The organism is Olivibacter sp. SA151, from assembly GCF_054130995.1.
In genome coordinates this window covers 732,003-757,361 of record NZ_CP096391.1, presented here as the reverse complement: position 1 = coordinate 757,361, position 25,359 = coordinate 732,003, and the positions used below count along the sequence as shown (strand labels likewise).

Genomic DNA, 25,359 nt, shown 5'->3' with positions numbered 1-25,359 from the left:
ACATGAGAGCTTACCAGACCTTGTTCTTTTCTTTTATATTCTTTTTATCAACTTTAGTAAAAGCTCAGGATTTCCCTCCCCCGTCCAGAACATTGGTGACCGACTTTACCGGTACGCTAACGGATGCTCAGCGGCAGCAGCTTGAAAGTAAGCTAGTTGCTTTTGCTGACACCTCTTCAACGCAAATAGCCGTTGTGATTATGCGTTCGGTAGGTGATTACGACATAGCCGACTATGGAGTACGACTAGCCCAGCAATGGGGTATTGGAACAAAAGGTAAAGATAATGGGATTTTGTTGCTTGTTGCCAAGGAAGACAGAAAAGTAACTATCCAAACCGGTTATGGTGTAGAGGGTGCCGTACCCGATGCCATCGCTTTTCAAATTATTCGAAATATTATTACACCTGCATTTAGGCAGGGCGACTATTTTACAGGAATTAATCGGGCTACAGATGCGCTCATCTCTTACACGAAAGGAGAGTTTAAAGCTGAACCACGTAAGAACAGAGGAGGAGGTGGAAGCGGTGGACTCATCCTAACTGTGATTATAATTGCTGTTATCATTAGTTTACTTGCCGGCAGAGGTGGGGGCAAAGGGGGCGGTGGGCAAGTCATCGGTGGCCGTGGTGCATCTGATCTATTCTGGCTTACCATGTTAAGCGGCATGGGACGCGGAGGAAACCGGGGTGGAGGATTCGGTGGCGGCGGTGGCGGAGGCTTTGGTGGTGGAGGTGGAGGCTTCGGCGGCTTTGGAGGAGGAAGCTTTGGTGGCGGAGGCTCCAGTGGAAGTTGGTAGGTAGTTGAGTAGTTAAGTGGTTGAGTAGTAGTAGTAGTAGTAGTAGTAGTAGTCGCATTGTCTTTAGAAGCGTTATCGGAATAACAAACAACGAGCATAACCATAACTGATAACGCCCAACTCAAAGAAATACTGCTAGTAACAGAAAACTGATAGCTTAAAAATGTTAAAACGAGATTCTTTAACCGCACAAATGCAGCAACTAAGCCATACACTGGCAAAGGTGAAAAGGCTGATCATAGAAGACCATGAACCAAAAGCACTGGAAGAGGTAATTTATACTTTAGAACACTATTATGGTACTTCCCAAAAAGCATTGGTTGCTATATCCACTGATGTGTTTATGGATCAAATCCGAGAACAAGCTTATAAGGCAGAAGAATTGAATATGCTAGCGGCCTTCTTAGATGAGCTTGCAGGCCTTAATGACGATGAAGAAACGAGAAAGAACCTATGGGCTAAAGTTATTGCGCTTTATGATTTCATCGAAGAAGAATTTCAAACACTTTCTTTTGATCACATTGCAAGAAGAAATATTTTAGTTAGGGCACTCGGTATGGAGTAATTATTTTGGGTCAAACTAGGTTGTTCGGTATCAATCGTGATATTTAGCTATATTGAGCATCTAAAATGATCGTATCATTTCTACACTTCAACAAAACAGAATACATGATTCTTAAACTAGCTTTATAAACTTTTATGAACTTAAAAATCAAAATGTTGATCCTTTCGTGCATGACATGTCATTTAGTAAGCGCACAGACGGGTGATTTCCAACCCATTTACCCAAACGGCAAGATTCCCAATGAACGACCGGATAAAACGGCGGTAACAGAAGTAAGTGAGATAGGAAAGGATGGTATCGAGCGAATATCGTCAGTCAGTATCCCGGCGATAAAGTATTATGCACCAAATAAGCGCAAAAGTAAGGGGTCTGCCATTATTATTTGTCCAGGCGGCGGTTATGGCATTTTGGCCATGGGACATGAAGGGGATCAAATAGGCAAAAAATTTGCAGAGAACGGTATTGCTGCTTTTGTTCTAAAATATAGGTTGCCCAACGAAGCTTTGATGCAGGATAAGAGCATTGGCCCCCTACAGGATGTCCAACAAGCATTCAAACTTGTTAGGGAGCAGGCTGAAACGTATGGTATCAATCCACAAAAAATCGGTATTATCGGTTTTTCTGCGGGGGGGCATTTGGCCTCTTCGGCAGGTGTACATTATCAAGATGTTAAAATTGATAATCCAAAGAAAACCAGTCTTCGCCCCGATTTTATGTTACTGATCTACCCCGTTATTAGTATGGACTCCGGCATTACACACGGCGGCTCGCGTAATAATTTGCTAGGAAAAATGCCGAACAAGGAGATGGTAAACTATTTTTCCAATGAAACACAAGTTACTTCAGATACGCCACCTACCCTTTTGGTCCATGCAGAAGATGATACCGCTGTTCCGATTGCCAATAGCAAACGCTTTTACGAAGCATTACAAAAACAGCAGGTCCCTTCCAAGCTAATCACTTATCCTCATGGAGGACATGGCTTTGGTTTACACAATAAAACAACCACCGACAAATGGTTTGACCATGCCTTGGTATGGTTACATGAAATAGGCTTTTAGTGGTAATCAAGATAGTTTCTGAAATGTCCGCCACCAAAGGTCGGGCATTTCGCCTTCTATGGCTAATAGATAATCTTCATATCGGCAAGGCACTAAATGAAAACGCTCGTTTACTGACTTTGTATTAGGGTAAGGCACCTGCATCCACCAACGATCTGTTTTTTTACTTTTTATGAAAACCAATTCATAGCTATCATCGTTTAATGAAGCACGATAAGTAACATAAGATGATTTTGGTTGTAGTGGAAAATCTTTCTTTCTGTTATAGAAGCCGTCAATAAAATACCAGATCATTTGGGCTAATAACATGGCAGTTTGTCCATTTTGATCGTATGCAGGATTAAACTCGTAAAAGCCGATAGAACTTAGCTTATCACTCATCCCAGCGTAGCGACATAGCTGACAGGCTTCTTCACCATAGAAACCGTTTGGTGTTGCATTTGCATTGGCTGCAGCATCAGAAGAACGAATAGCACTGATATCGAAGCTTAATAAGTCGGCATTTCTGATAACAGGTTCTGCCTGATCCGTTTTTCCGGTAAACAAGCCAAGACGATAGGAATCAAAATAGAGCTTATCCATCACTTTCAGACTATCTTGACTTACGAAGTAAGTTTGATACCCTATGTTACTATAATTAAAAAGATAGTTCGGCTGGTGTAGTAATATCTTGGTTAGGTAGGTTTGTGACGTTGTTTCACTTTCATTTTCAATAGATTCGTCTAAGTCGAAATGTGAATCAATCACCACCAGGTCCACTTTTTGCTCGAGTTTTTCATAACCTTGGAATTGTGCGTAGGTCAGATCCTGCCCTCCTCCGATAATAATCGGAATAATATTCTTTTTTATTAACTCTTCTACCACTATTTTCAGGGCAGCATACGTATCGCTTATCCGCTCACCTGCTTGTATGTTTCCAAAATCAGCAATTCGCAAGAGGTAATCACCGCGGTGCAAGCTATACAATTTTTCACGCACATGATCAGGAGCAAGTGCACACCCTTGATTAGCGATTGCTCGGCGATCTTCCGCTACACCAATGATGGCTAAATCAAAAGCCTCCTCTTCTTGATCCGGGAATTTCGTTTCAAAAGCCTTTATATGCGCTCCAAGCTGACTGGTCAAGAAGCCATGCGGAGGGGTTAATTGCTGAACATCAATAGGAGAAAAAAAATCGATCAATGACATGAAAAAAGGATTAGCTAATGCAATTTACTTTAAGATTGTGCAAATATCCATTTATTAACTTACTTTTGAAAGTATTAATGATCAATCTATAGGAAATAAGACGGTGATATTAGTTACTGGTGGAACAGGATTTTTAGGTTCAACGCTTCTTAGACGATTACTCGCCGAAGGAAATACGATTCGGGCGATCAAACGTCAAACTTCAGTCATTCCTAATGATCTTCTTACACATCCAAACCTGCAGTGGCTGGAAGCCGATATTAGCAATTATTTTGAACTGGAAGACGCCTTTGACGGAGTTAAGGAGGTCTATCATTGTGCAGCAATGATTTCTTTCGATCCAAAAGACAAAAAGAAAATCGTTGCAGTCAATAGCAGCAGCACGGCCCACATTGTCAACCTGTGTATACAATACGGTGCCCGTCTATTACACGTTAGCTCGGTAGCTGCTATTGGTAAGCCGAAGCCACCACAGCTGCTCTCCGACGAAAATGACATTTGGGAATTTGACGGTTCACAGAATGGTTATGCCATTTCAAAATATGAAGCAGAAATGGAAGTTTGGCGAGGCACGGTAGAGGGTTTGGATGCCGTCATCATGAACCCTTCGCTGATTATTGGTTGTCAAAGCGGCCAGGAAAACACCGGTGCAATTTTTAAGCTTTTGAAAGATGGCCTGCGGTATTACCCGGAAGGCAGTGTAGGTCTGGTGGATGTGGAAGACGTTGCCAGAGCCGCGATCATTTTAATGAACAGTAAGGATATCCAAGCAGAGCGTTTTATTATTAACAATGAAAATATGACGTACCAAGAGCTCTTCCGCATTTGCGCGAATTACCTTGGTAAACCTGCGCCCAATAAATTAGCAACCAGGGGCATGTTGGGATTAGCATGGAGGGCTGCGAAGGTCTTGTCATGGTTTACCGGCCGACAACCGGGATTAACGCACGACACTGCGCATGCGGCCCGTGAAAAGCAAGCCTACTCCAATGCAAAATTTAAAGAGAAGATAGGCTTTTCATTTAAGCCTATTAGCGAAACGTTAAAAGAAATTTGTGAACATATTTAGATAGGCGGAAGTTCTTCTCTCGCCTATCTTTAAAGCTTAATCCCATTACGGACATGAAACATTATTACATCATTGATTTCGACAGTACATTTACACAAGTTGAAGCACTTGATGAATTGGCCCGGATTTCCCTTGAACATCATCCGGCCAGAGAATTGATCTACACGGAAATTGAACGCTTAACCAACGCGGCAATGGAGGGCAACATTTCTTTCCGAGAGAGCCTTGCGGGCCGAGTGAAGCTTCTCCAGGCTAACAAATCGCATCTGGAGAAATTGATCAGTACCCTCAAAAAGAAAGTGTCTTCATCTTTCTCTCGAAATCGTGTGTTTCTTCGTGAGCATAGTGAAGATGTATTGATTGTTTCCGGCGGATTTAAAGAATTTATAACCCCCGTAGTAACTCCGTACGGTATAAAAACAGAAAATATTTATGCCAATACATTCATTTTTGATGAGGATGGAAATATCGTCGGTTACGACGAGAGCAATCCCTTATCAGATGAGGGAGGTAAGGTAAAATTGCTCAAGACAATGAATCTTGACGGCACTATTTATGGTATTGGTGATGGTTATTCGGACTTCCAATTAAAAGAATCGGGTCTGATTGAAAAGTTCTATGCCTTCACAGAAAACATTGAACGCAAATCGGTATCAGAAAAAGCAGACCATATCACACCTAGCTTGGACGAATTTTTATACGTCAATCATTTACCCAGAGCTATTTCATATCCAAAAAATCGCATTCTTTGTCTTATTGTTGGCGACGTTCCGGAAATTGCTATCCACCTGCTTAGGAGAGATGGTTTTTCTATCCGCCATAAAGAAACATTAGAAGAGAAATATGTAAAAGATGTCGGAATGCTTCTTTTGGCGAACGGTATAGATATCACCGATGAGCAACTTTCGCAGGCAGAGAAACTGAAAACCATTGGCTATCTCGGAAACAGTAAAGGTCACATTAATCGGGAGCTATGTAATGAAATGGGAATTGTTCTTTTTGACGACAAGAAGGATAAAAAAAGAAGTGGCGAGTTTATTCCTAAAAGAATGGCCGACTTCATTAATAAGGGAGATACAGCCATGAGCCGTAATTTTCCAAACATGCAATTGCCACGCATTCATCAAGCACATCGTCTTATCCATATTCACAAAAACGTCCCGGGAATTATGGCGCAAATAAACAATGTGTTTGCTCAGCACCATATTAATATCGTTGCACAATTCTTAATGACAAAAGGAAATATCGGTTATGTAATAACGGATATTAGTAAAGGCTATGATGATACGCTTTTAAAAGAGCTTAGGCAGATTACTACAACTATTAAGCTTCGGATTTTATATTAGCGCCTTGTCTTTGAAAAGGAACGCTTTTGTTTTTCTTTTTTGCGGAAAAAAGAAAAACAAAAGCGTTCCTTTAACATAACATTCCTATGGCTTTCTCAAAGCGAAACTCTTTCCTATTGAAGTATTTCAGCTAATTTGGCATGCAGTTCTTCTCCTCGTAGATTTTTTCCGACAATTTTTCCCTGTGGGTCAATCAAAAAATTGGCAGGTATGCCTCGTACGCCATAGAGTTGAGCCGCTGCATTATTCCAAAACTGCAGGTCGGAAACCTGTGTCCATGCCAATCCGTCATCGGAAATAGCTTTTAACCAAGCATCCTTTCCATTTGGTCTGTCCAGAGAAACGCCCAAAATAGTAAAATTTCTATCTTTATATTTATTAAAGGCCGCTACTACATTTGGATTTTCCTGCCTGCACGGGCCGCACCAGCTCGCCCAAAAATCAATCAAAACATATTTACCTTTGAAAGAGGAAAGGGCCACCGGTTTGCCTGTTGTATCATTCATGGTAAATTCAGGGGCTTGCGCACCGATACTGGTACCTTTTGCTGCATTCAATGATTGTCCGTATTCTGCGCCTATCTTGCTTGTTTGTATGTCTTTTGACAGGCTACTATATAGTTGTTGTGCCTGTTCATAATCTCTCCCGGGATCCAGCGTAGATCGCAAGGTATACATACTAACTAATGAATTTGGTTTGCTCTTAATGAAATCACTTACAATTTGTATTTGCTTCTGTTGTAAACCTTCATAAAGTGCTTGAAACTTCTTCTGAAACTCTTCGGAGTTTCTTTCTTCATCCGATGCTCCATAATATACATTCATGATGTTTGCCTGATCAGCCTTAAGCACATCCATTGCCTTGTTTAAGGTCGATTGATCTACATTTAATGGAGTTCCGCCTAATGTAGCTTTACTTAATGAATCAGCCGATTGCACCGTAATCGTTCCTTTTTCCAAAAAGACAGGAATCATATCGGGTGCTTCCAGTTGCATTACAGGTTCCCCCTTATGGGCTAATACTAAAACAGCGTTAAGCGGCTCTTCTACTGCACCTTTAAACGAAAATGCGCCATTTATGACACTTGTGGAGTCAAGCTGATTAGCTCCGTTTAGGCGATAAGAAATATAAGCCTTCGCCGGAGCATTTACATTTCCTATATTTCCTTTAATCACATAATCTTGCTGTGCATTGGCCCAAAAAGGCAGGGCTGTTAATACACCAATTATTAGTTGTTTCATACATTTCTTTTTATACCGTATAACTTACCACCAAAATAAACAGTAAGTAAACTGTGTTTAACAAAGTATTTCAATTGCTTGTAACCTAAAACAAAAGGCATCCCCTTCTTTACAAAAGTAACATTAAAATTAGGGAACGGAAGAGGGAATGTTTTAATCGCTAAATTTTAGCTAACATGTTACAGAGATGCCTTTGCAAAACCCTTCTGAAAGAATAAACGGTCTTTTTTAATGCGATCGCCCCACAACATGCTACAAGTATTTGCCTTCTTTTCCTTTTTTTTCCTAAATTGCACGGCATACAACTTATATATTTTTACCGTGGCACATTCTTATGAAATTAAAGTTGAGTTAACGAAAGACTCACAATTAGCAAAGGTTGATTTTAACAACCTAAAGTTTGGACAAATTTTATCTGACCATATGTTAGTGGCGGATTACGATGATGGTGAATGGAAAGAGGTCAAGATTGTCCCTTATGCTAACCTTAGTCTGAGCCCTGCCACTTCAGCCCTTCACTACGGGCAGGCTATTTTTGAAGGCATTAAGGCGTATAAATTTGAAGACGGTCGTGTTAGCATTTTTCGGCCGGACAGAAATTTTGACCGCTTTAATAAGTCTGCCGTCCGGTTGGAAATGCCTGAAGTCCCTCGAGAGATCTTTATGGACGGGCTAAAGAAATTGATTGATATTGATCGCAGTTTTGTGCCACCAACTACCGGTGCGTCCCTTTATATTCGCCCGTTTATGTTCGGTACAGAACCGGCTTTAGGTGTTCATCCCTCAAAGTCCTATAAATTTGTGATTATTACGGGGCCGGTTGGCGCCTACTACAATAAGCCATTACGTGTAAAAGTAGAAACCTATTTTACCCGAGCTGCAGCGGGAGGTGTTGGCTTCTCCAAAAATGCCGGCAACTACGCCCTTTCGCTCTATCCTACTCGGTTAGCACAGGACGAGGGCTTCGATCAACTAATTTGGACAGATGCCAAGGAGCATAAATACATTGAGGAAGCAGGCACTGCCAATTTAGTATTTATGTTGGGAGATACGCTTATAACCCCAGGGTCTGAAACTGTTTTACAAGGCGTTACCCGTCACAGCATTATGGATCTAGCTAAGAGCTGGGGAATCAAAACCGAAACACGGGATGTAAGTGTCCAAGAATTAATCGAAGGCATAGAGACAGGCAAGGTAAGTGAAGCTTTTGCTGCCGGTACTGCTGCTACTTTGACACCAATCTCGGAGATAGGATATGAAGGTAAGATTTATAAGCTCAGCGACCCCGCCACCCGTGAGTTTTCGAACAAGGTATTGGACTATCTTAACCAGTTACGTTACGGTAAAGTTGAAGATCCTTTCGGTTGGAACTTCATTGTAGGATAAAGCTAACCATCGGCTATCGGAATCAGCTGATAGCCGATGACTAATCATTGACGTTTAAGACTGTCTTGTTGTTCTTTTTTTTCCTTTTTATGGAATATTCCTTTAAAGAACTTTTTGAGCTTTCCAACTGCCTTATCAGCCTCTTCTGCCGTAGCTGTTAATTTAGCCTCCCGCTTCTTATCAATTCCGACGCTAGCCTTGACCCCTTCAAAGAGGCTCTTCCATAGGAAATTAAAGAAGGAAGCGGTTAAAGGTCGCCTATAATTAATAGGCCCGGGATGGAATTTCTCGTTCGCGTCGGGATTACTATCATTGATCAGAAATTTATTTGTTAGGATTGACACCATTCCATTTTTAGATTTTGACCCATCGCTCTCTTTGGTTATTATCTGTACCGCCAAGTTTCTATAAAAGAAGTCGACTCGTCCCACTGCTTTGTACTCATTCGCTTTTACATTAAAATGGAGTCGATCAAAATATCCCGACGATACCTCTACCATTGCCAGCGGTTTTGTTAACGGATTTAATGCTTTGGCATTCATTGCAGTTAATGAACCTTTATAAGTAAAAGCCCCGAGCTTATCAAGCATATTAAACCCGAAATTAATATGGAGTTTACCGTTGTTCATGAATTTCGAGTGAATATCAGCGGTCATATAGGGATTATGGATCAGCGCCAGCGAATCGTTCGTTATATTATAAAAAGTGCCATGCGTATTGTGAAAACTTACTGTTCCAATTTGCCCGCTTTTCAGATTATATTCTTGATAAGTAACCAGCGCTTCTTTTAGCGTGAGTGTGTCTATTTTAATCGGAAAAGCCAGTTTTCTTAACTCCTGGTGCGGGAATTTTCCGATTTTTTCTTTTGCTTTCTTCTTCGGATAGGCTGTATTTTGGTAGATTTCAACTTTTGATTTTCCAAGTACAACTTCGCCTGCATATAATCTCTGTTGTTTTAAAAATTTAAACAGGTCAATGTGCTTGATACTGATGGTATCAAATCGCAATTCAAAACGCTCTTTCGCTATTTTCGTTTTTTTATGGAAATCCACTTTACTATAACGGGGCATCATTTGCAAACCACTTAATACCATCGTTCGATTAGTGGAGGTAAATTGAATTCCCTTTAGGTCGATATAATATAAACTATCACCGGTGGCAATGCGGTAGTCATTCATTTTAAAATCTACCGAGCGAGCATTATAAAAGCGCAAGCTATCTTCCTGAGAGGTGGAATCTACGCGCAGATCGGTGATGTTGATATTTACATTTTTCAAACGCGTCGTCTTCTCCTTCTTTTCGTTTCGATTGGTATAGGCAATATTTACGTTTTCGAATGCGATATGTTCAACGGTTAACTCATTTAGTATTTTTGAAATCTTTTGATATAGGGTACGTTGATCCTTCGGCTGAACCTTATCATTGTACGCCTGCGTTTGATTGACCACCTTAATATCCGGGTTTTCAATCATGATTTCATCAATATTGAGCTTCCTTTCTGTGTAAATTCGTTTGGGGTGAAAATCATGAATAGCTAACCGGGCTACGGAAATATCGTATATATTATCCGGGGCTTTTCGCTGCGCTTTCAATTCATTGTATACATTAGTATCGGGCGTGAGCTTAAAATTATACAGATAAGCATTTCCTGTTACCATGTTGAAGTCAAGATCATCATAAGAGACCTGGTATAAGCTGTCGCTCGAGCTCAAAACGATCTCGTGTATCTTTTCATTTAAAATAGGTCGCCAGTGATTTCCCAGATACCATAGACCAGCGATAACAACGAGTATCAGCGTTAACAAAATGCCGATCACCCACTTCCAAACGGGTTTCATAGATTTATTTCTTTCGAATGTATAATATGCAATCCATAACCTAAATATAGGCAAAAAGTTTGCGCTCACTTATCATATCTCCGGCAAGCCTAAATTAACTTTTAATCCGGAATAGAGCGCTTTCCACATTAAATTAAAAAAAGTCTTTTCCTGCGGGTGTTTATAATAGTGCCGCGCAATACGAGGCGGCTTCCCATCCTTTGAAGGATTGTTCGCTTCTATTGCTAACCAGTTTATAAACAAGGAGAGAAAGCCTTTTTTCTCCAGTTTACCACTACTTGCATCCAATACGGCCACTTTCAAATCATTATATAACATTTCGGTTTCGACATTAGCGCCATAACGATTTGCCGTTATATTGAATCGAACGGAATTCACATAACCCTTTTCAGCTCTCGCTAAAGTAATAGGCTCGAGCAATTGGTTATAAAAGCTTGCCGGTGCTCCTCCCAAAACCCCTCTATAGTGAAATGCGCCAAGCGTATCAAGCATATTAAAATCTACATTCAATGTGAGTTTTGGTTTTCCTAAAAAGAATGTTGAGAAAGATCCTTTAATCCAGGGATTTTGTTTAAGCTGCAGACTATCGTTGCTAACATGTTGCAAATGAACATTTAAGTTGTTAAAGAACACCAATCCTGCTCTACCGGATTTTGGGTTTAGTTCCTTGTAATACACATCCGTGTTTCTGATATGGATATTGTTAATTGTAATCGGTACTTTTAAACGTTGAAAAGCAAGGGATGGAAAATTATTTGACGCTATCGTCTTTTTTTCCCGCATCCCTTTGTCGGCATACACACGGATAATTGCTTGATTAACAACAAGGCTATCCATTTTTAAACATCCTTCGTCCAGCCACCGTTTCAGATCTAGCCCACTAGCCTCAATCTTCGGAAAAAACATGTCATAACGATCTCTTTTATATTTTAGCGTCTTTGACCATTGCTTCTCCGTGTATTTAGGAACAACTGAAAACGAATCAATACCAAGCGTATTTTTTTCAGTAGAAATATCTAAACGGGCTAGTTGCAATTTATATAGCTCATCGTTCGATAAGTAGATTACTTTCTTGCCATAAAAACGAAAGCTCTCCACAAGTCCAAGCCTTGTCAAATCCTGCTGTTTAGCCCACTGGCCTAATTTAATATTACTTGCATGAAAATTAATATTTTTTAGCCAAGTTTCCTTCTTCGACTGCATATCGATGGTGCGGTATTGAATTCCTGACAGGGTAATTTTCTTTATAACGATTTTATTTTTTATAGCCCGCAATTGCTGTCTTATATTTTTTCCATTTTTTTCCGTTTTAGATGAGATCTTGTATTGTATAATGATTGGCTGACTTACAATTACATCGGAGGTATTGATCTCTTTATGCCAAAGGAGCTTCAATAGCTTAAATCCGGCAATACTTATGTACTTTGCTTTTAGCTCAAACAAAGTTGTCTGTCCTCCTTTTTTCAATCTCCCATTCCTGGCCGTATCCGGTATTAAGTGAATATTCTTGGCTATAAACTGGCCTCTCCATAAGTTTACCTTAGTATATCCGAAATGGATTTGATATAGCCCTTCACTTTCTTTGCTTATGGCTGATTGTAAACGTTTAGGCAGCTTATCTTCAATAATTTGCTCTGCAATTAAAGCGCTTATTAAAAAAACAAGGAGGGCGAATCCTACCCATAACCACCCTTTCGTACCCCTTCTTTTTCCTTTTATTGGTTCTGGCATATAGTATGATTAACACGTCCTAATTGCAAGTAAATGCTACCTTGACGAATAGGTTTAATATTACTAGTAAAATAAAAACACATCTAAGTTAAATATCTTCTTTTCGATTAACACCGATTTATACAGATTGTTCGCAAAGGTTGGTAATGTCACTTCATTCAAGCAAGAAGTAGCCTGATGATCGTATTTTAGTATTCGTCTATACCGCGGCGCTGTTAATGCTATGAATAACCACCTTTCCAACAATAGCTGACAAAGTGTCATTAAAACCAAAATTATTTCGTAGTTTTGTAGCCTTAAATCATGGCCATGATAGAGACAGAAATGAGTTTAAAAGAACACGACGAATCGCGGCAAGGCGAAGCAGTAATGTTATCTGATAATAAAGAGCAAAATGGACGCAAACTTTATATTGAAAGTTATGGTTGTCAAATGAACTTTGCTGATAGTGAAATCGTTGCTTCTATACTACTGGATAAAGGTTTCAGCACTACTCCCGATTATAAAGAAGCGGATGTAGTTTTTATCAATACATGTTCCATTCGAGAAAACGCAGAACAACGCGTGCGCAACCGCCTAAAAGAATTTGAATCCGCTAAACTAAAAAAGCCGGGAATGATTGTAGGTGTACTGGGATGTATGGCCGAGCGTTTAAAATCAAAATTCTTAGAGGAGGAAAAGCTAGTTGATGTAGTTGTTGGACCGGACGCCTATCGGGATTTACCCAATTTAATCGAAAAAGTAGATGATGGTAGCCGGGCTGTTAATGTGTTACTCTCGCGCGAAGAAACCTATGCTGATATCAATCCGGTACGATTAAATACCAATGGCGTTACTGCGTTTATATCGATCATGCGCGGTTGCGACAATATGTGTTCCTTCTGTGTAGTACCTTTTACCCGTGGGAGAGAACGCAGCCGTGACCCCTATTCTATTGTTAAGGAAGCGCGAGACTTATTTAAAGCCGGTTATCGGGAAGTTACTTTGTTAGGACAGAATGTGGACTCCTATAAATGGTCGCCTCAAGAAGACGATGCTGCTGCAAATCATACGACGATTACTTTTGCAAAATTACTGGAAATGGTGGCAGCTGTTGACCCCTTACTCCGCGTACGATTTTCCACCTCGCATCCCAAAGATATTACCGATGAAGTACTATATAGCATCGCTAGGCATGAGAACATTTGTAACTATATACATCTACCCGTTCAATCAGGCAATAGCCGGATACTGGAACTAATGAACCGCACTTATGATCGCGCATGGTACATGGAACGTATTGACACCATAAAACGAATTATCCCTGACTGTGCGATATCGACAGATGTGATTACCGGTTTTTGCAGCGAAACGGAAGAAGAACATCAGGATACACTTTCCATGATGGACTATGTGCAATACGATTATGCTTATATGTTTGCCTATTCGGAACGTCCCGGAACACTGGCTGCCAAGCGTTACGCTGATGACATTCCGGAAGAGATAAAGAAGAGAAGATTAACAGAAGTAGTAGAGAAACAACGGGCACACAGTCTTTTCAGGTTACAGCAACAGGTCGGAAAGATACACAAAGTTTTGATAGAAGGTTTTTCAAAAAGATCTGACAAGGACTATTGCGGCCGTAATGATCAAAATGCTATGGTTGTTTTTCCCGTTGATGCCCGATATAAAGTTGGCGACTATGTCAATGTAATGGCAGAGACATGCACATCAGCAACCTTAATCGGTAAGATTGTTGGATAACGCATCTATATGTATCCAGTAGGATTGGCAATTCAATTCTGTGTGGCGTAAAATATTAGTAGAACAAATGGATATACAAGATATTAAGAATAGATTTGGTATTATCGGCAATTCGCCTTTATTAAATAGAGCCATTGATGTCGCTAGACAGGTGGCTCCAACCGACATCTCTATTTTAATCACCGGGGAAAGTGGCAGTGGTAAAGAAGTATTTTCGCATATTATCCATCAATTAAGTAGCCGAAAACACGGTGCTTTTATTGCTGTAAACTGCGGTGCTATCCCCGAAGGAACGATTGATTCCGAACTATTTGGACATGAAAAGGGTTCCTTTACAGGTGCCCACGAAGCAAGGAAAGGTTATTTTGAGGTGGTCAACGGTGGGACCATCTTTTTAGATGAAGTGGCCGAGCTCCCTTTAAGTACGCAAGCGCGTTTATTACGTGTGCTTGAATCCGGTGAGTACTTACGGGTAGGCTCGTCGAAGGTACAGAAAACCAATGTGCGAGTGATTGCCGCAACCAATGTAGATGTTTATGATGCGGTAAAGGCCAACAAATTCAGAGAGGACTTGTACTATCGTTTAAATACTGTTCCGTTACGGATCCCGCCGTTACGAGACAGAAGGGAAGATATTCATTTACTTTTTCGCAAGTTTGTTGCGGATTTTACGGACAAATATAGAAGTCCGAGTATTCAGCTTACCGATGATGCCCAACAATTGTTAAGCAATTACAATTGGCCGGGTAATGTAAGGCAATTAAAAAATATTGCGGAGCAGATCGCCGTACTTGAAAAGGAGCGAGTGATTACTGCACAGATATTACAAAGCTATTTACCCAACGAGCGGACAAGCACCTTACCTATGCGGTTAGAGAACAAAGCCAACGAAGATTTTTCAGAGAGAGACTTGCTGTATAAGGTTTTGTTTGACATGAAGAAAGATATGGTGGAATTAAAAAAATTAGTTGTTGAGCTATTAAAAAATGGCATCAATTCCAATACTATTTCCGACAATTCTCCGTACTTAAACCAATTATATCGGGAAGTGCAGCCAAATACATCATCAAGCAATGAAACCTTCTCGCCATTAACGATCCATCAACCCCCTGCAAATAAAGAGAATTTTGAAATCGCTCCCCATGCAGAAGAAATAGAAGAATCGTTATCGTTAGTAGAAAAGGAATCCGATTTAATTAAAAGGGCCTTAAAAAAATATAAAGGTAAGCGAAAATTAGCGGCTCAAGAACTTGGAATTTCAGAGCGTACGCTGTATCGTAAAATCAAAGATTTGAATTTAAGTTAAGAGTTCACGATTGCCAGAAAGTAAAAAGATGCTTAGAGCTGTTAGATTATCATTTTTATTGGTCCCGTTTTTAGTGCTTCTCCAGTCGTGTGGAGTATATAAACTTAACGGGGCATCCATTCCCGAAGGAATGAAAACCTTTAATGTGCAATTTTTCGAAAATTCTGCTCCCATTGTAGTGCCTTATTTAAGTCAGCAATTCACCGAGGCATTAAAAGAGCGTATTCGCAACCAATCGCGATTAAGCCAAGTGACCTCCGAGGGCGATGCCATTTTTGAGGGACGCATTACCGGCTATGCCATTACTTCGGCAGCGGTTGGGGGTCAAGATCGCGCGCAGGCCAATCGTTTATCGATTACGGTGAGTGTAAAATACGTTGATAACATCAAGCCGGACAACAGCTTTGAACAGAGCTTTACACGCTATCAGGATTTCACCGGTACAGTGCAGGCGCAGGAGCAAACGCTTATTGAAGCAATCAATAGACAGTTAACCGAAGATATTTTTAACCGCGCTTTTGCCAATTGGTAAGCGTAAAATCGTCGACAGTGGAGCAACAATCATTAAGACATAAATTTAATGGATTACTGGCAGATTCTACCCAGATGAAGCAAGAAGATTTGGCATTACTTCTGCAAGCCTATCCTTACAGTCATATCTTATGGTTTTTAGAAGCTAAACGCTGTTCACAGGACAAGGGTGATCAACAAGCTATCTTTAAGAAGGCAGCGCTATTTGCAAGCGATCCGGAACAGCTCTATAACTTTATTTACAATTCTCCTTTAAATGACCTTACGTTAAGTCAGGACGATGCTGTCGCAAAACTCGATCAGGTTTTGGGGCAAGACCGCCTTAAGGAACATGCCGTGGAAAGTGCGTTTATTTCCGAAGCAGCCATTGTAGAAGAAGATGTAATTGATGAAACCATTGAATCTGTGGACGAGCCTGAGGTTATATATACAGAAGAAGACCAAAGAGTACCAACAGGTGTAGCTCCCCCTTCTCCTGAAGAAACAGAAGCCTCCAAAGAAGATGTTTCGAAATATGACGACGATTTAATGCCGTACACGTTTGTATGGTGGCTTCACAAAACTCGTTTAGCTTATGCGGACACTTATCAACCTTATGCCACAAACCGAAAGCCTTCGTTAAAAAAATTACAAAACGATATTAGTGATTTGGTGTTAGATCAGCAGATCCGAGAAAACATCTTTCATCTGCAGGAGCCTGAAGAAAAGCTAAGTATTAAGGAAAGCAGAACCATTACTTTTAAGGTTCCGAAAAAAACCGATGAGATTATCGAACGCTTTATTAAAGAAGAACCGCAGATTCGACCTCCCCAAGCCAGTCAGATCACACTCGAGAATAAGGCTAGGCAAAGTGCCGAAGATCAATCTAACTTTGTTTCGGAGACCTTGGCTCAAATCTATGAAGAGCAGGGGCTTTATCATAAGGCAATCGATACTTACATGAAATTAAGTTTGAAATATCCCAAAAAAAGTGCTTATTTTGCCGACCGTATTAAAGCGTTAGAAAGTAGAATTAATTAACCACATAAAGAAATGTATACATTACTTATCGTATTAACCATTTTAGCCTGTGTGCTTTTGGTATTTATTGTTTTAATCCAGAATCCGAAAGGAGGCGGCTTAGCCTCAGGTTTTGCCGGGTCCAACAACCTCATGGGCGTGCAACGCACAGGAGATATTTTGGAAAAAGGGACATGGGTTTTGGTAATTGCGATTATGGTGTTTTCGCTATTGTTGAATATTACGAACCCGGGCGCGGGTACTGGTTCTAATCCCGGATTAGAACTGCAAAAACAAATTACACCGACGGCTACACCGACTGCTCCTTTACAGAAACCGGCGACGACCCCGGCTACTCCGCAAGGGCAGAAACCAGCGTCTGTCGACACTACCAAGTAATTATATTAAAACCCATAAAAAACAAAAGGGCATTGCACATTCTGCACTGCCCTTTTTTCTGCCAAATATTCAGCCAAGCTGACAAGTTGAAAATAAATTTCTATTATCACGAGCCTTCGAAATGAAAAAATGACAACAAAAATCGTCTTTTTGATTTTGGCACAGTTCATGACTTAAAATTTCCCGGAAACGTTAATCTAATATTAAAAACAATAATATCTAGTACAATTATGGCATTAAGTATCAAACCGATTGGAGACAGAGTAGTAGTAGAAGCTGCTGCTGCTGAAGAGAAAACTGCATCAGGTATCTACATTCCTGACACCGCCAAGGAAAAACCGCAACGCGGAACCGTTGTTGCTGTTGGCGAGGGGAAAAAAGATGAGCCTATTACTGTTAAAGTGGGCGACCAAGTGCTGTACGGTAAGTATGCCGGAACAGAAATAACCTACGAAGGAAAAGAGTATTTAATTATGCGCGAATCCGACATCTATGCTATAATCTAGTCAGTATAGCTTTTTAGAATAGATTAAAACGAACATTAACCATTAAAAGCGCGTATAATTAACTAGAGAAGATCGATGTACGCAATTTTAAACTTTAAAAACTATGTCAAAACAGGTAAAATATAACGTAGAAGCGCGTGATGCCTTAAAAAAAGGTGTTGACATCTTAGCAAATGCTGTCAAAGTAACATTAGGTCCAAAAGGACGCAATGTAATTATTGAGAAAAAATTTGGTTCGCCTGCCATTACTAAAGATGGTGTTACTGTAGCGAAAGAAATCGATTTAAAAGATGCGCTAGAGAACATGGGTGCACAGATGGTGAAAGAAGTAGCTTCTAAAACCGCTGACCAAGCAGGGGACGGAACAACAACGGCTACAGTTTTAGCACAAGCCATTGTGACTGCTGGTATTAAGAACGTTGCAGCCGGTGCTAATCCAATGGATTTGAAACGCGGTATCGACAAGGCTGTTGCTACTATTGTTGAAAACTTAAAAGCACAATCGCAAACAGTAGGAGAAGACAATAGTAAAATTAAACAAGTTGCTACTATCTCTGCAAACAATGACGAAGTCATTGGTGAATTGATTGCAGAAGCGATGGAAAAAGTTGGAAAAGACGGTGTTATTACTGTAGAAGAAGCGAAAGGTACTGAGACAGAAGTAAAGACCGTAGAGGGTATGCAATTTGACCGCGGTTATTTGTCGCCTTATTTTGCTACCAACACGGAAAAGATGGAGGCCGAGCTTGAGAATCCTTACATATTGATCTATGACAAAAAAATCAGCAATATGAAAGAGTTGCTTCCGATTCTGGAAAAGCAAGTACAGACAGGCAAGCCGCTATTGATTATCGCTGAAGATTTGGATGGCGAAGCATTAGCTACATTGGTAGTTAATAAAATTCGTGGTTCATTAAAAGTTGCTGCCGTTAAAGCTCCTGGCTTTGGCGACCGTCGTAAGGCTATGCTTGAGGACATCGCGATCTTAACAGGTGGTACCGTAATCTCGGAAGAAAGAGGTTACAAACTAGAAAATGCAGACCTTTCTTACTTAGGACAAGCTGAAAAAGTTGTTGTTGACAAAGACAACACTACTATTATCAACGGTTCAGGTGAGGTAGAAACCATTAAAGGTCGCGTTAACCAAATCAAAGCGCAAATCGAGACGACTACATCTGACTATGACCGTGAAAAACTGCAAGAGCGTTTAGCGAAATTAGCAGGCGGTGTGGCTGTACTTTATGTTGGTGCTGCTACAGAAGTAGAAATGAAAGAGAAGAAAGACCGTGTAGATGATGCTCTTCACGCAACACGCGCAGCTGTTGAAGAAGGTATTGTTGCAGGTGGTGGTGTAGCCTTTATCCGCGCTATTGAGTCTCTTGAAAATCTTAAGGGAGAAAGTGAAGATGAAACTACAGGTATCAACATTATTAAACGTGCTATCGAAGAGCCGTTGCGTACAATCTGCAACAATGCCGGCGTAGAAGGTTCTATTGTTGTACAGAAAGTAAAAGAAGGTAGCGGTGATTTCGGTTACAACGCTCGCTTTGACAGATATGAAAATCTAATTAGCGCAGGTGTAATTGATCCTACGAAGGTTTCACGTGTTGCCTTGGAAAACGCAGCTTCAATCGCTTCGATGCTCTTAACGACCGAATGTGTATTAGCAGATGAGCCAGAAGATGAGAAAGCTGGTGCCGGTGCTCCTCCAATGGGTGGCGGCATGGGCGGCATGATGTAATATAAATCATTCCCATAAAAAAAGCCATGGTATAAATATCATGGCTTTTTTTATGGGAAATATGTTATTTAGTTGTTAGCATCAGCACTTTCCAAGTTACTGCTTCGGCAGTTAGCTAATACGTTTCACTATCGGGCGGGATACCGAAGTTATAATCACTTCGCCTATTTTTTCCGGATTTTGCAGTATGGCTTTTCTTTGTAGACTTTCTTATCCACGACGTAATGGCATCGACCCCTTGAGCGAGGCGTTCTTTATTAAAGAACCCAGCAGCTTGGCTTGAGAGCAACCCCATTAAAATACGTTTGACATAACCTGCTTTTCTAAAAAAGACGCGATTAACAAGGAAAGGTAACCCTACCCGCAAGCTCTTTGTCAGCCAATCGCCTTGAAAAGCTCCCCCTTTTGTACCAATCTTGCTAAACAAGCTCGCCGTATTGGGAAGAAAGGCAAACATGTTTTGAAAAAAATGAACGGGCTTATTGATTTTATTCTTCAGGATCCCAAACTGATGCTCCAAATAGGCTTCCTGTTCCATCTTTACTGTCTTCAATCGTGCAATTTCAGCTTGTAGCTCTTCTATATTAGTTATTTTGTTCTTCATCGTCATCGTCTTTACGTAGACTAATAAAAATTTTTATAAAAACATTGGCGATCATCTTTTTGATCGTTTGTCTAAATGCTGCTACAAGCAATATGAGTAAGATGAACACCAATCCGGTGACGGCAAAGCCCAATGCGTAGCTATCTAAAAGCTCCCCAATAAAAAAAGCGAGCGCCATACTTAGATAGAATACCACAAAAAAAGCAAATAAGAGGCTTATACCACTAACAGCAATTCCGGGAAGTATTTTGGAAATGCGTCCAACAAATTTTAGATAAGCTAAGTCAGTATAGTTTTCTACATATTCTTTTAGCTTCTGGACAACACCTTTAATTGAAAATGTATCTTTTTCTTCCATAGATAATATTTTTCCATTATAGATGCTATCAACATCTATAATGGATTTCATTTATATTCACGCATGTTCTTCCAATGCTTCTTCCACGCTCGCCTCGCCTTTATTCACTTTTGACTTGATTGTAGACACTAAACGTTCTTTCAAATCATTAAACTGCTCCACCTGTTCTGCTGTGCGCTCTTTAATTGCGTCGCCCAAATCTTTTAAGGAGTCGCTTAGTTTATCTCTAGTATCAGAGCCTTTTTCAGGTGCGAATAAGATTCCTAACGCTGCACCCGCAGCCAAGCCTGCTAGCAAAGCAGCTACTATTTTACCATTATCATTCATGACTTTTAAAAAATTAATGTTAATTATCAATTAATAGTTTTTAAAGGCTACCTGAAGCGACCTTATATATATACAAAATAACAAGCAAACAGTTTGCCAACAATACTAATTGTCATTACTTTTTTTCCTTAAGCGCATTTCAGCCAACTTGTTTGTTTCATAAATTTTCACAGTGATCAAGAAATAAGAAAGCAGCAATGGCCCGAAAACAAGCCCCATAATGCCGAACATGGGAATTCCTATAATAACCCCTACAATGGTAATAATGGGATGGATATCGCCCACACGCTTTGCAATTACCAAGCGAAGTACATTATCGATATTCGACACTAAAAGGATGCCCCATAGCAGCATGGCGATTGCATTGAATGTATCGCCGTCTATAAATTTTATGATACAAGCAGGAATAAAAACCATGGGAGCACCTACCACTGGAATAAAAGACAGGATAACGCAAATCACTCCCCAAAATAGAGGATCAGCGAAATCAAACATCCAATATCCAAAGGCGACGGCACCTCCCTGTATTACGGCAATCAGACCTTGACCTAGCACATTCGAATAGGTAATATTTCTTAATTCCACACCGAAGCGTATTGCGTTCTCATCCGAGAATGGGGAATAACGCAATACACCTTTCTCAAACTCCCTACAACCTACAAACAGAAAATATAGTAGAAAATACATGACCGAGATGTCGAGCAAAATATTGGCGGCACCACTTAAAATAGAAGTCATCAGATTTCCCGCATAAGCCACCCCTCGTTGCAGGTTATTCGTTATCAAATCAGGCTGTTGTAATTTGTCTCCTAAAAAGCGGTTAATCTCATCGATTACCCGTTGGATTTTATCAGGATGTTTGGTGAGCTCTATTACTCGTTTGGCAATCATGTTAATGAGGCCATAAAAAGGGAATACAATAATAAAAAAAGAAGCAATGATGATCAATACCGCTGAAATTGATTTCCGCCATTTCAGTTGCTCTGTTAAGTACAGATTTAGCGATCTGAAGATGGTGTACATAATCATAGTTGCCAGCAAGGCACCGAAAATGCCTCGTAAAGAATATAGAATAAATGCACCTAGCACAACGATAATCACTAAAGTGATATTATTCCGCTGTTTCTGATCGAACAAAGCTAAAGACATGCTTTTTTTAAATTCAAAATTAAAAATTAAAAATTAAAAAACTTGCCTCCCGTAGGGATGGTAAAAACTGACCTGGGTAATCAGGTGAGCTCATTTATGGTTATAAAAAGTAAAAGCAGTTATGCAAATACTTGATATCTCATTATTCTTTAGGAAATTGGGGTTGTCGTCTTTCAAGAAATGCAGCTACGCCCTCCTGAAAGTCAGCGGTTGCGAAGCATTTAGCAAATTCATTAATTTCAACATTAAACCCTTGCTCACCAGCTACTAGGGAGGCATTAATTGCTCGAATGGCTGCGGCTACGGCACGTGGTGATCGCTTTGCTATGTCATTAATGATCTCTTCCGACTTGCTAATTACTTCGTCAGCCGGTACCACATGGTTAACTAAACCAATCTGCAAAGCCTTTTCAGCATTAATCATATTTCCGGTTAGTATCAGCTCCATCGCATTTCCCCTGCCTACTAACTGGGTTAAACGCTGCGTTCCCCCATATCCCGGGATTAGCCCAAGAGAAACCTCAGGCAAGCCCAAACGTGCGGTATGACTAGCAATGCGTATATGGCAGGCCATTGCAATCTCAAGCCCACCACCCAATGCGAACCCATTGATAGCCGCTACAATGGGCTTTTCTGCATGATGAATTAAGTTAAAAACCTCCAATTGCCCCTTAGTTGCCAGATCTCGACCCTGCGATTCGTCAAAGCCGGCAAATTCGCTGATATCGGCCCCTGCCACAAAAGCTTTTTCTCCGGCCCCGGTAATAACTATACCGGTTACGTTTTTATCCTGCAAACCTGTTGTAATTGCCTGGTTTAATTCTCGCAGCGTATCTCTATTCAATGCATTAAGCTTCTGTTCACGATTGATGGTTATTTTCAAAATCTCTCCCTCAATCGTCGTTAACAAATATTGATATGTCATATGAATTTCAGTTTAGTTCCTAACAATCAAACGAGCGAATGTTTTTAAATTCTGATAAATATAAAGCCTTCTCGCTTCGTTTTATATATAAAACTTCTGTTTTGACATTTTTCTTGGTATCCTGTTATTAAATTGTCAGAATAGTTAAAATATTTCTTACAATGAATGAGTTTTAAGATATTTATTGTATTTTTGTCACACAATAAATTCGGGGCAATTGTCGTTTTCAAAAAAACGTCTTTTGACTCTAAATGGAAAAGAGAAAAGTGGAGAGTATATGAAGTTGAGAAAGAGCATTTTAGTGCCCAGTATTATTTTTTTATTTTTAGCAATCGTTATTAATACCAGTTGGCGATCCATCCATTCACCCAGACCTATAAACCATAAGGTTTTTAACAAAAAAAAGAAGACCAATCGCGGTTCGCTCTTATCCAACACGTTTGAATCTGTTTACGAGCATGTGCAAAAGCTTGCACCTACATTAGATAGCGTCGTATTCAGGCAAGCGTATATTGGCTATTTGAATTTAAGAGAACAAGGAAAGACCGATTCACCCATTTTGACCATCGCAGACCTCAGCATACACAGTAGTAAGCCTCGTTTGTGGATTATTGACTTGGAGCGGGATAGTCTATTGTTAAATACCTTTGTCGCGCATGGCCGCGGGAGCGGTATTCAAGAGGCTAGGTTGTTTTCCGATCGCCCGAATTCGAATCAGAGTAGTTTAGGATTTTATTTAACGGGAGAAACGTATCAAGGAAAGCATGGTCGGTCGTTAAAATTAGACGGCTTAGATCGTGGATTTAATACAAACGCGCGAGCGCGGGGCATTGTGCTCCATGGCGCTTGGTATGTAGGGGCCAATATATTGAAAGGCCAAGACCGAATGGGAGTAAGCCAAGGCTGTCCAGCCGTATCCGAACCTTTAAAAGATAAAATCATTGATCTGATCAAAAACAAATCGGTTCTTTATATATACGGTAAATCAGCAAAATACCAGTCCGCCTATCTAAATGAGCAGACAGCAACACAAAGCTTAATGGCGGCCAACATGGATGAATCCAAATCAGAAATACCCGATTCAATGTCATTAGCCGAAGCAGGCAACCTACTTTAGCGATCGGTACAATAGGGAGTCTAGTTTATATACGTCCGGATAAAACTTTAAAGTGGAAGAACTATCCATTTTACAAGTAACATAGTCTAATACCACGGGAACTTGTGGCTTAAGTCCAATTGTTTTGGCTACAGGTTCCTCACTAGACATCTCTTCCTTGATGAGGTCGTATTTTTCGCCTTCGCCAAATAAAGCACGTGCCAGATCCAGCGGCTTTTCTACCCTTACGCATCCATGACTGGCAGCACGCATTGATCTACTGAACACTGCCTTTGCCGGTGTATCGTGCAGATAGACGCTGCTTCCATTTTTAAACAGAAACTTAATAAGTCCGAGTGAATTAGTGTTCCCAGGCTGTTGCTTAAAGCTATAAGGCAGGTTTTCTTCATTATATACGCTCCAGTCGATCGTATCCGGATTTGCGATTTTTACGCCCCTTCTATACACATCCATTCCATGATTGGCCAGATAATATTTGTCGGCCTTCGCCTGTACTAATATCTCCTTCTTTGCAATACTTGTTGGTATATTCCAAATCGGATTCACTTGTACACTATGAATTTTACTTGCCAGCATCGGGGTTTCGTGACCGTCTGCCTTTCCTACAACCACCTTCATTTGACCCTTTGTGCTTCCGTCACGGATAATATATAATTGATAAGCTGGAATATTCACATATATCAAATGGGTGCTGTCCATTTTGTACTTCCATCGCAAACGTTCCATATTTGCGATCAACGCTATCTTTTTTGCTCCATGGTTCTCATTAATCAAAGCTTTTTGCATCGCTCTGTAAGCACCACTTTTAGGCTGTATACTATCTAGGTAATGCTGCAAATTTTCAACGCTCAGAACCCGGTCAAAGGACACGCTATCGGGTCTGCTTACAGGAATATAATAACGAGGTAATACTTTCCTTGGATTCGTCACCCCATACTCCAATGCAAAAGCATATCGAGTAAGCGCCTCCGCCGCGAGCAGCTCCGCACGAACAATACATGCATAGGCTTCATCGACCTTCATATCCTTTCGACCCGACAGCCGAACAAGTGCATCGTATAGGGTATCCGCTTTATACGATCGGGTTGAAAGGCCATGTTCTTCGACACGCTTTAGAAAATCTATCAAACGAAAAAGTGAAGAATCCGCGTAAAACTTGGTAATTAGTACCGGCTCAAAATTTGCGTTTGTATAGAAGCGGGTTAAATACTTTGGATTCTTAAATAGATTTGTGTTTGTCTCCAAATAGTTTTTAAAGTAAGTATGTAACGAATCGGTGTTTACTTCTTTATAAACTTTATTTTTGGTTTGCTTAAATAACAGATCTCCGATAGGCGAGCCCGATTGTCTGCAAGCTGCCAGTAATACAAAAAATAAGATATAGAAAAGCTGTTGAGGTAAAGTTTTGTGCATAGACAAATTCTGGCTTTTT

General features: G+C 40.4%; 24 protein-coding genes. 14 read left to right on the top strand and 10 right to left on the bottom strand.

Annotated elements, in window-relative coordinates:
* The first annotated feature begins 2 nt into the window (after window positions 1–2).
* The 3 genes from M1D52_RS03075 to M1D52_RS03065 all read left to right on the top strand — a co-directional run bounded on the left by M1D52_RS03075 (window position 3) and on the right by M1D52_RS03065 (window position 2,423).
* Entirely contained in the window at window positions 3–797 is a 795-nt protein-coding gene (locus M1D52_RS03075) for a TPM domain-containing protein (protein ID WP_013664041.1), read from the top strand.
* 163 nt (window positions 798–960) lie between these two features.
* The gene (locus tag M1D52_RS03070; protein WP_013664042.1) at window positions 961–1,362 is read left to right on the top strand and encodes a hypothetical protein; all 402 of its coding nucleotides are present in this window, start codon (window positions 961–963) and stop codon (window positions 1,360–1,362) included.
* Between the two features lie 134 nt (window positions 1,363–1,496).
* Window positions 1,497–2,423: an alpha/beta hydrolase gene (locus M1D52_RS03065; RefSeq protein WP_242627136.1), complete on the top strand. Its 927-nt coding sequence runs from the start codon at window positions 1,497–1,499 to the stop codon at window positions 2,421–2,423.
* A gap of 6 nt (window positions 2,424–2,429) precedes the next feature.
* Here the strand turns inward: M1D52_RS03065 and M1D52_RS03060 are convergent, their stop codons facing one another.
* Window positions 2,430–3,611: a formimidoylglutamase gene (locus M1D52_RS03060; protein WP_437393755.1), complete on the bottom strand. Its 1,182-nt coding sequence runs from the start codon at window positions 3,609–3,611 to the stop codon at window positions 2,430–2,432.
* Window positions 3,612–3,714: 103 nt separating this feature from the next.
* On the opposite strand from M1D52_RS03060, the gene M1D52_RS03055 reads away from it, so the two are divergent.
* Both M1D52_RS03055 and M1D52_RS03050 read left to right on the top strand, forming a co-directional pair.
* Window positions 3,715–4,680, top strand: coding sequence for an NAD-dependent epimerase/dehydratase family protein (locus M1D52_RS03055; RefSeq protein WP_130855126.1), 966 nt, complete (start codon window positions 3,715–3,717; stop codon window positions 4,678–4,680).
* A gap of 53 nt (window positions 4,681–4,733) precedes the next feature.
* Window positions 4,734–6,026 (top strand): HAD-IB family phosphatase, encoded by a 1,293-nt coding sequence (locus M1D52_RS03050; protein ID WP_013664046.1) that lies wholly within the window; start codon window positions 4,734–4,736, stop codon window positions 6,024–6,026.
* A 113-nt stretch (window positions 6,027–6,139) separates the two neighbouring features.
* On the opposite strand, the gene M1D52_RS03045 is transcribed toward M1D52_RS03050, so the two are convergent.
* Window positions 6,140–7,267 (bottom strand): TlpA disulfide reductase family protein, encoded by a 1,128-nt coding sequence (locus tag M1D52_RS03045; protein ID WP_013664047.1) that lies wholly within the window; start codon window positions 7,265–7,267, stop codon window positions 6,140–6,142.
* Between the two features lie 321 nt (window positions 7,268–7,588).
* Here M1D52_RS03045 and M1D52_RS03040 point away from each other — a divergent pair, with 321 nt between their 5' ends.
* Entirely contained in the window at window positions 7,589–8,653 is a 1,065-nt protein-coding gene (locus M1D52_RS03040; RefSeq protein WP_041387921.1) for a branched-chain amino acid aminotransferase, read from the top strand.
* A 44-nt stretch (window positions 8,654–8,697) separates the two neighbouring features.
* Here M1D52_RS03040 and M1D52_RS03035 read toward each other — a convergent pair whose 3' ends face one another.
* Both M1D52_RS03035 and M1D52_RS03030 read right to left on the bottom strand, forming a co-directional pair.
* A complete protein-coding gene (locus M1D52_RS03035; protein WP_437362178.1) occupies window positions 8,698–10,491 on the bottom strand; it encodes a hypothetical protein in 1,794 nt (597 codons plus the stop codon).
* A 72-nt stretch (window positions 10,492–10,563) separates the two neighbouring features.
* Complete coding sequence (locus M1D52_RS03030; protein WP_437393757.1) at window positions 10,564–12,222, bottom strand: hypothetical protein; 1,659 nt, start codon at window positions 12,220–12,222, stop codon at window positions 10,564–10,566.
* Between the two features lie 309 nt (window positions 12,223–12,531).
* Between M1D52_RS03030 and miaB the strand changes: the two genes are divergently transcribed.
* From miaB to groL, 7 genes are all read left to right on the top strand, one after another.
* Entirely contained in the window at window positions 12,532–13,965 is a 1,434-nt protein-coding gene (gene miaB / locus M1D52_RS03025) for a tRNA (N6-isopentenyl adenosine(37)-C2)-methylthiotransferase MiaB (RefSeq protein WP_013664052.1), read from the top strand.
* Window positions 13,966–14,032: 67 nt separating this feature from the next.
* Window positions 14,033–15,271, top strand: coding sequence for a sigma-54 interaction domain-containing protein (locus M1D52_RS03020; RefSeq protein WP_013664053.1), 1,239 nt, complete (start codon window positions 14,033–14,035; stop codon window positions 15,269–15,271).
* Between the two features lie 28 nt (window positions 15,272–15,299).
* On the top strand, window positions 15,300–15,803 hold the full coding sequence (locus M1D52_RS03015; protein WP_013664054.1) for an LptE family protein: 504 nt from the start codon (window positions 15,300–15,302) through the stop codon (window positions 15,801–15,803).
* Window positions 15,804–15,820: 17 nt separating this feature from the next.
* Complete coding sequence (locus M1D52_RS03010; protein WP_437393758.1) at window positions 15,821–16,822, top strand: hypothetical protein; 1,002 nt, start codon at window positions 15,821–15,823, stop codon at window positions 16,820–16,822.
* A gap of 12 nt (window positions 16,823–16,834) precedes the next feature.
* Window positions 16,835–17,200 (top strand): preprotein translocase subunit SecG, encoded by a 366-nt coding sequence (gene secG, locus M1D52_RS03005; protein WP_013664056.1) that lies wholly within the window; start codon window positions 16,835–16,837, stop codon window positions 17,198–17,200.
* 230 nt (window positions 17,201–17,430) lie between these two features.
* Window positions 17,431–17,706, top strand: coding sequence for a co-chaperone GroES (gene groES, locus M1D52_RS03000; protein WP_013664057.1), 276 nt, complete (start codon window positions 17,431–17,433; stop codon window positions 17,704–17,706).
* A 103-nt stretch (window positions 17,707–17,809) separates the two neighbouring features.
* Window positions 17,810–19,447 (top strand): chaperonin GroEL, encoded by a 1,638-nt coding sequence (gene groL / locus M1D52_RS02995; protein ID WP_013664058.1) that lies wholly within the window; start codon window positions 17,810–17,812, stop codon window positions 19,445–19,447.
* 115 nt (window positions 19,448–19,562) lie between these two features.
* Here groL and M1D52_RS02990 read toward each other — a convergent pair whose 3' ends face one another.
* From M1D52_RS02990 to M1D52_RS02970, 5 genes are all read right to left on the bottom strand, one after another.
* Window positions 19,563–20,051 (bottom strand): hypothetical protein, encoded by a 489-nt coding sequence (locus M1D52_RS02990; RefSeq protein ID WP_437393759.1) that lies wholly within the window; start codon window positions 20,049–20,051, stop codon window positions 19,563–19,565.
* The gene (locus M1D52_RS02985; RefSeq protein WP_013664060.1) at window positions 20,032–20,460 is read right to left on the bottom strand and encodes a phage holin family protein; all 429 of its coding nucleotides are present in this window, start codon (window positions 20,458–20,460) and stop codon (window positions 20,032–20,034) included. The genes M1D52_RS02990 and M1D52_RS02985 overlap by 20 nt, the downstream gene beginning before the upstream one ends.
* 6 nt (window positions 20,461–20,466) lie before the next feature.
* Window positions 20,467–20,736: a YtxH domain-containing protein gene (locus tag M1D52_RS02980; RefSeq protein ID WP_013664061.1), complete on the bottom strand. Its 270-nt coding sequence runs from the start codon at window positions 20,734–20,736 to the stop codon at window positions 20,467–20,469.
* A gap of 105 nt (window positions 20,737–20,841) precedes the next feature.
* Entirely contained in the window at window positions 20,842–21,885 is a 1,044-nt protein-coding gene (locus M1D52_RS02975) for an AI-2E family transporter (protein WP_437393760.1), read from the bottom strand.
* Between the two features lie 142 nt (window positions 21,886–22,027).
* Window positions 22,028–22,810 carry an enoyl-CoA hydratase/isomerase family protein gene (locus tag M1D52_RS02970; protein ID WP_130855120.1) on the bottom strand — a complete coding sequence of 261 codons (783 nt, stop codon included), beginning with the start codon at window positions 22,808–22,810 and terminating at the stop codon, window positions 22,028–22,030.
* A gap of 277 nt (window positions 22,811–23,087) precedes the next feature.
* Here M1D52_RS02970 and M1D52_RS02965 point away from each other — a divergent pair, with 277 nt between their 5' ends.
* Entirely contained in the window at window positions 23,088–23,927 is an 840-nt protein-coding gene (locus tag M1D52_RS02965) for a murein L,D-transpeptidase catalytic domain family protein (RefSeq protein WP_049794946.1), read from the top strand.
* Here the strand turns inward: M1D52_RS02965 and M1D52_RS02960 are convergent.
* Window positions 23,919–25,340: a L,D-transpeptidase family protein gene (locus tag M1D52_RS02960; protein ID WP_437393762.1), complete on the bottom strand. Its 1,422-nt coding sequence runs from the start codon at window positions 25,338–25,340 to the stop codon at window positions 23,919–23,921. The genes M1D52_RS02965 and M1D52_RS02960 overlap by 9 nt on opposite strands.
* Window positions 25,341–25,359: the final 19 nt, after the last annotated feature.

What these genes read in the sequence shown, in the direction of transcription:
- M1D52_RS03075 (WP_013664041.1), top strand. Translation starts at nt 3, where the DNA reads ATGAGAGCTTACCAGACCTTGTTCTTTTCTTTTATATTCTTTTTATCA.
- M1D52_RS03070 (WP_013664042.1), top strand. Translation starts at nt 961, where the DNA reads ATGTTAAAACGAGATTCTTTAACCGCACAAATGCAGCAACTAAGCCAT.
- M1D52_RS03065 (WP_242627136.1), top strand. Translation starts at nt 1,497, where the DNA reads ATGAACTTAAAAATCAAAATGTTGATCCTTTCGTGCATGACATGTCAT.
- M1D52_RS03060 (WP_437393755.1), bottom strand. Translation starts at nt 3,611, where the DNA reads ATGTCATTGATCGATTTTTTTTCTCCTATTGATGTTCAGCAATTAACC.
- M1D52_RS03050 (WP_013664046.1), top strand. Translation starts at nt 4,734, where the DNA reads ATGAAACATTATTACATCATTGATTTCGACAGTACATTTACACAAGTT.
- M1D52_RS03045 (WP_013664047.1), bottom strand. Translation starts at nt 7,267, where the DNA reads ATGAAACAACTAATAATTGGTGTATTAACAGCCCTGCCTTTTTGGGCC.
- M1D52_RS03035 (WP_437362178.1), bottom strand. Translation starts at nt 10,491, where the DNA reads ATGAAACCCGTTTGGAAGTGGGTGATCGGCATTTTGTTAACGCTGATA.
- M1D52_RS03030 (WP_437393757.1), bottom strand. Translation starts at nt 12,222, where the DNA reads ATGCCAGAACCAATAAAAGGAAAAAGAAGGGGTACGAAAGGGTGGTTA.
- miaB (WP_013664052.1), top strand. Translation starts at nt 12,532, where the DNA reads ATGATAGAGACAGAAATGAGTTTAAAAGAACACGACGAATCGCGGCAA.
- M1D52_RS03020 (WP_013664053.1), top strand. Translation starts at nt 14,033, where the DNA reads ATGGATATACAAGATATTAAGAATAGATTTGGTATTATCGGCAATTCG.
- M1D52_RS03015 (WP_013664054.1), top strand. Translation starts at nt 15,300, where the DNA reads ATGCTTAGAGCTGTTAGATTATCATTTTTATTGGTCCCGTTTTTAGTG.
- secG (WP_013664056.1), top strand. Translation starts at nt 16,835, where the DNA reads ATGTATACATTACTTATCGTATTAACCATTTTAGCCTGTGTGCTTTTG.
- groES (WP_013664057.1), top strand. Translation starts at nt 17,431, where the DNA reads ATGGCATTAAGTATCAAACCGATTGGAGACAGAGTAGTAGTAGAAGCT.
- groL (WP_013664058.1), top strand. Translation starts at nt 17,810, where the DNA reads ATGTCAAAACAGGTAAAATATAACGTAGAAGCGCGTGATGCCTTAAAA.
- M1D52_RS02990 (WP_437393759.1), bottom strand. Translation starts at nt 20,051, where the DNA reads ATGAAGAACAAAATAACTAATATAGAAGAGCTACAAGCTGAAATTGCA.
- M1D52_RS02985 (WP_013664060.1), bottom strand. Translation starts at nt 20,460, where the DNA reads ATGAAATCCATTATAGATGTTGATAGCATCTATAATGGAAAAATATTA.
- M1D52_RS02980 (WP_013664061.1), bottom strand. Translation starts at nt 20,736, where the DNA reads ATGAATGATAATGGTAAAATAGTAGCTGCTTTGCTAGCAGGCTTGGCT.
- M1D52_RS02975 (WP_437393760.1), bottom strand. Translation starts at nt 21,885, where the DNA reads ATGTCTTTAGCTTTGTTCGATCAGAAACAGCGGAATAATATCACTTTA.
- M1D52_RS02970 (WP_130855120.1), bottom strand. Translation starts at nt 22,810, where the DNA reads ATGACATATCAATATTTGTTAACGACGATTGAGGGAGAGATTTTGAAA.
- M1D52_RS02965 (WP_049794946.1), top strand. Translation starts at nt 23,088, where the DNA reads ATGAAGTTGAGAAAGAGCATTTTAGTGCCCAGTATTATTTTTTTATTT.
- M1D52_RS02960 (WP_437393762.1), bottom strand. Translation starts at nt 25,340, where the DNA reads ATGCACAAAACTTTACCTCAACAGCTTTTCTATATCTTATTTTTTGTA.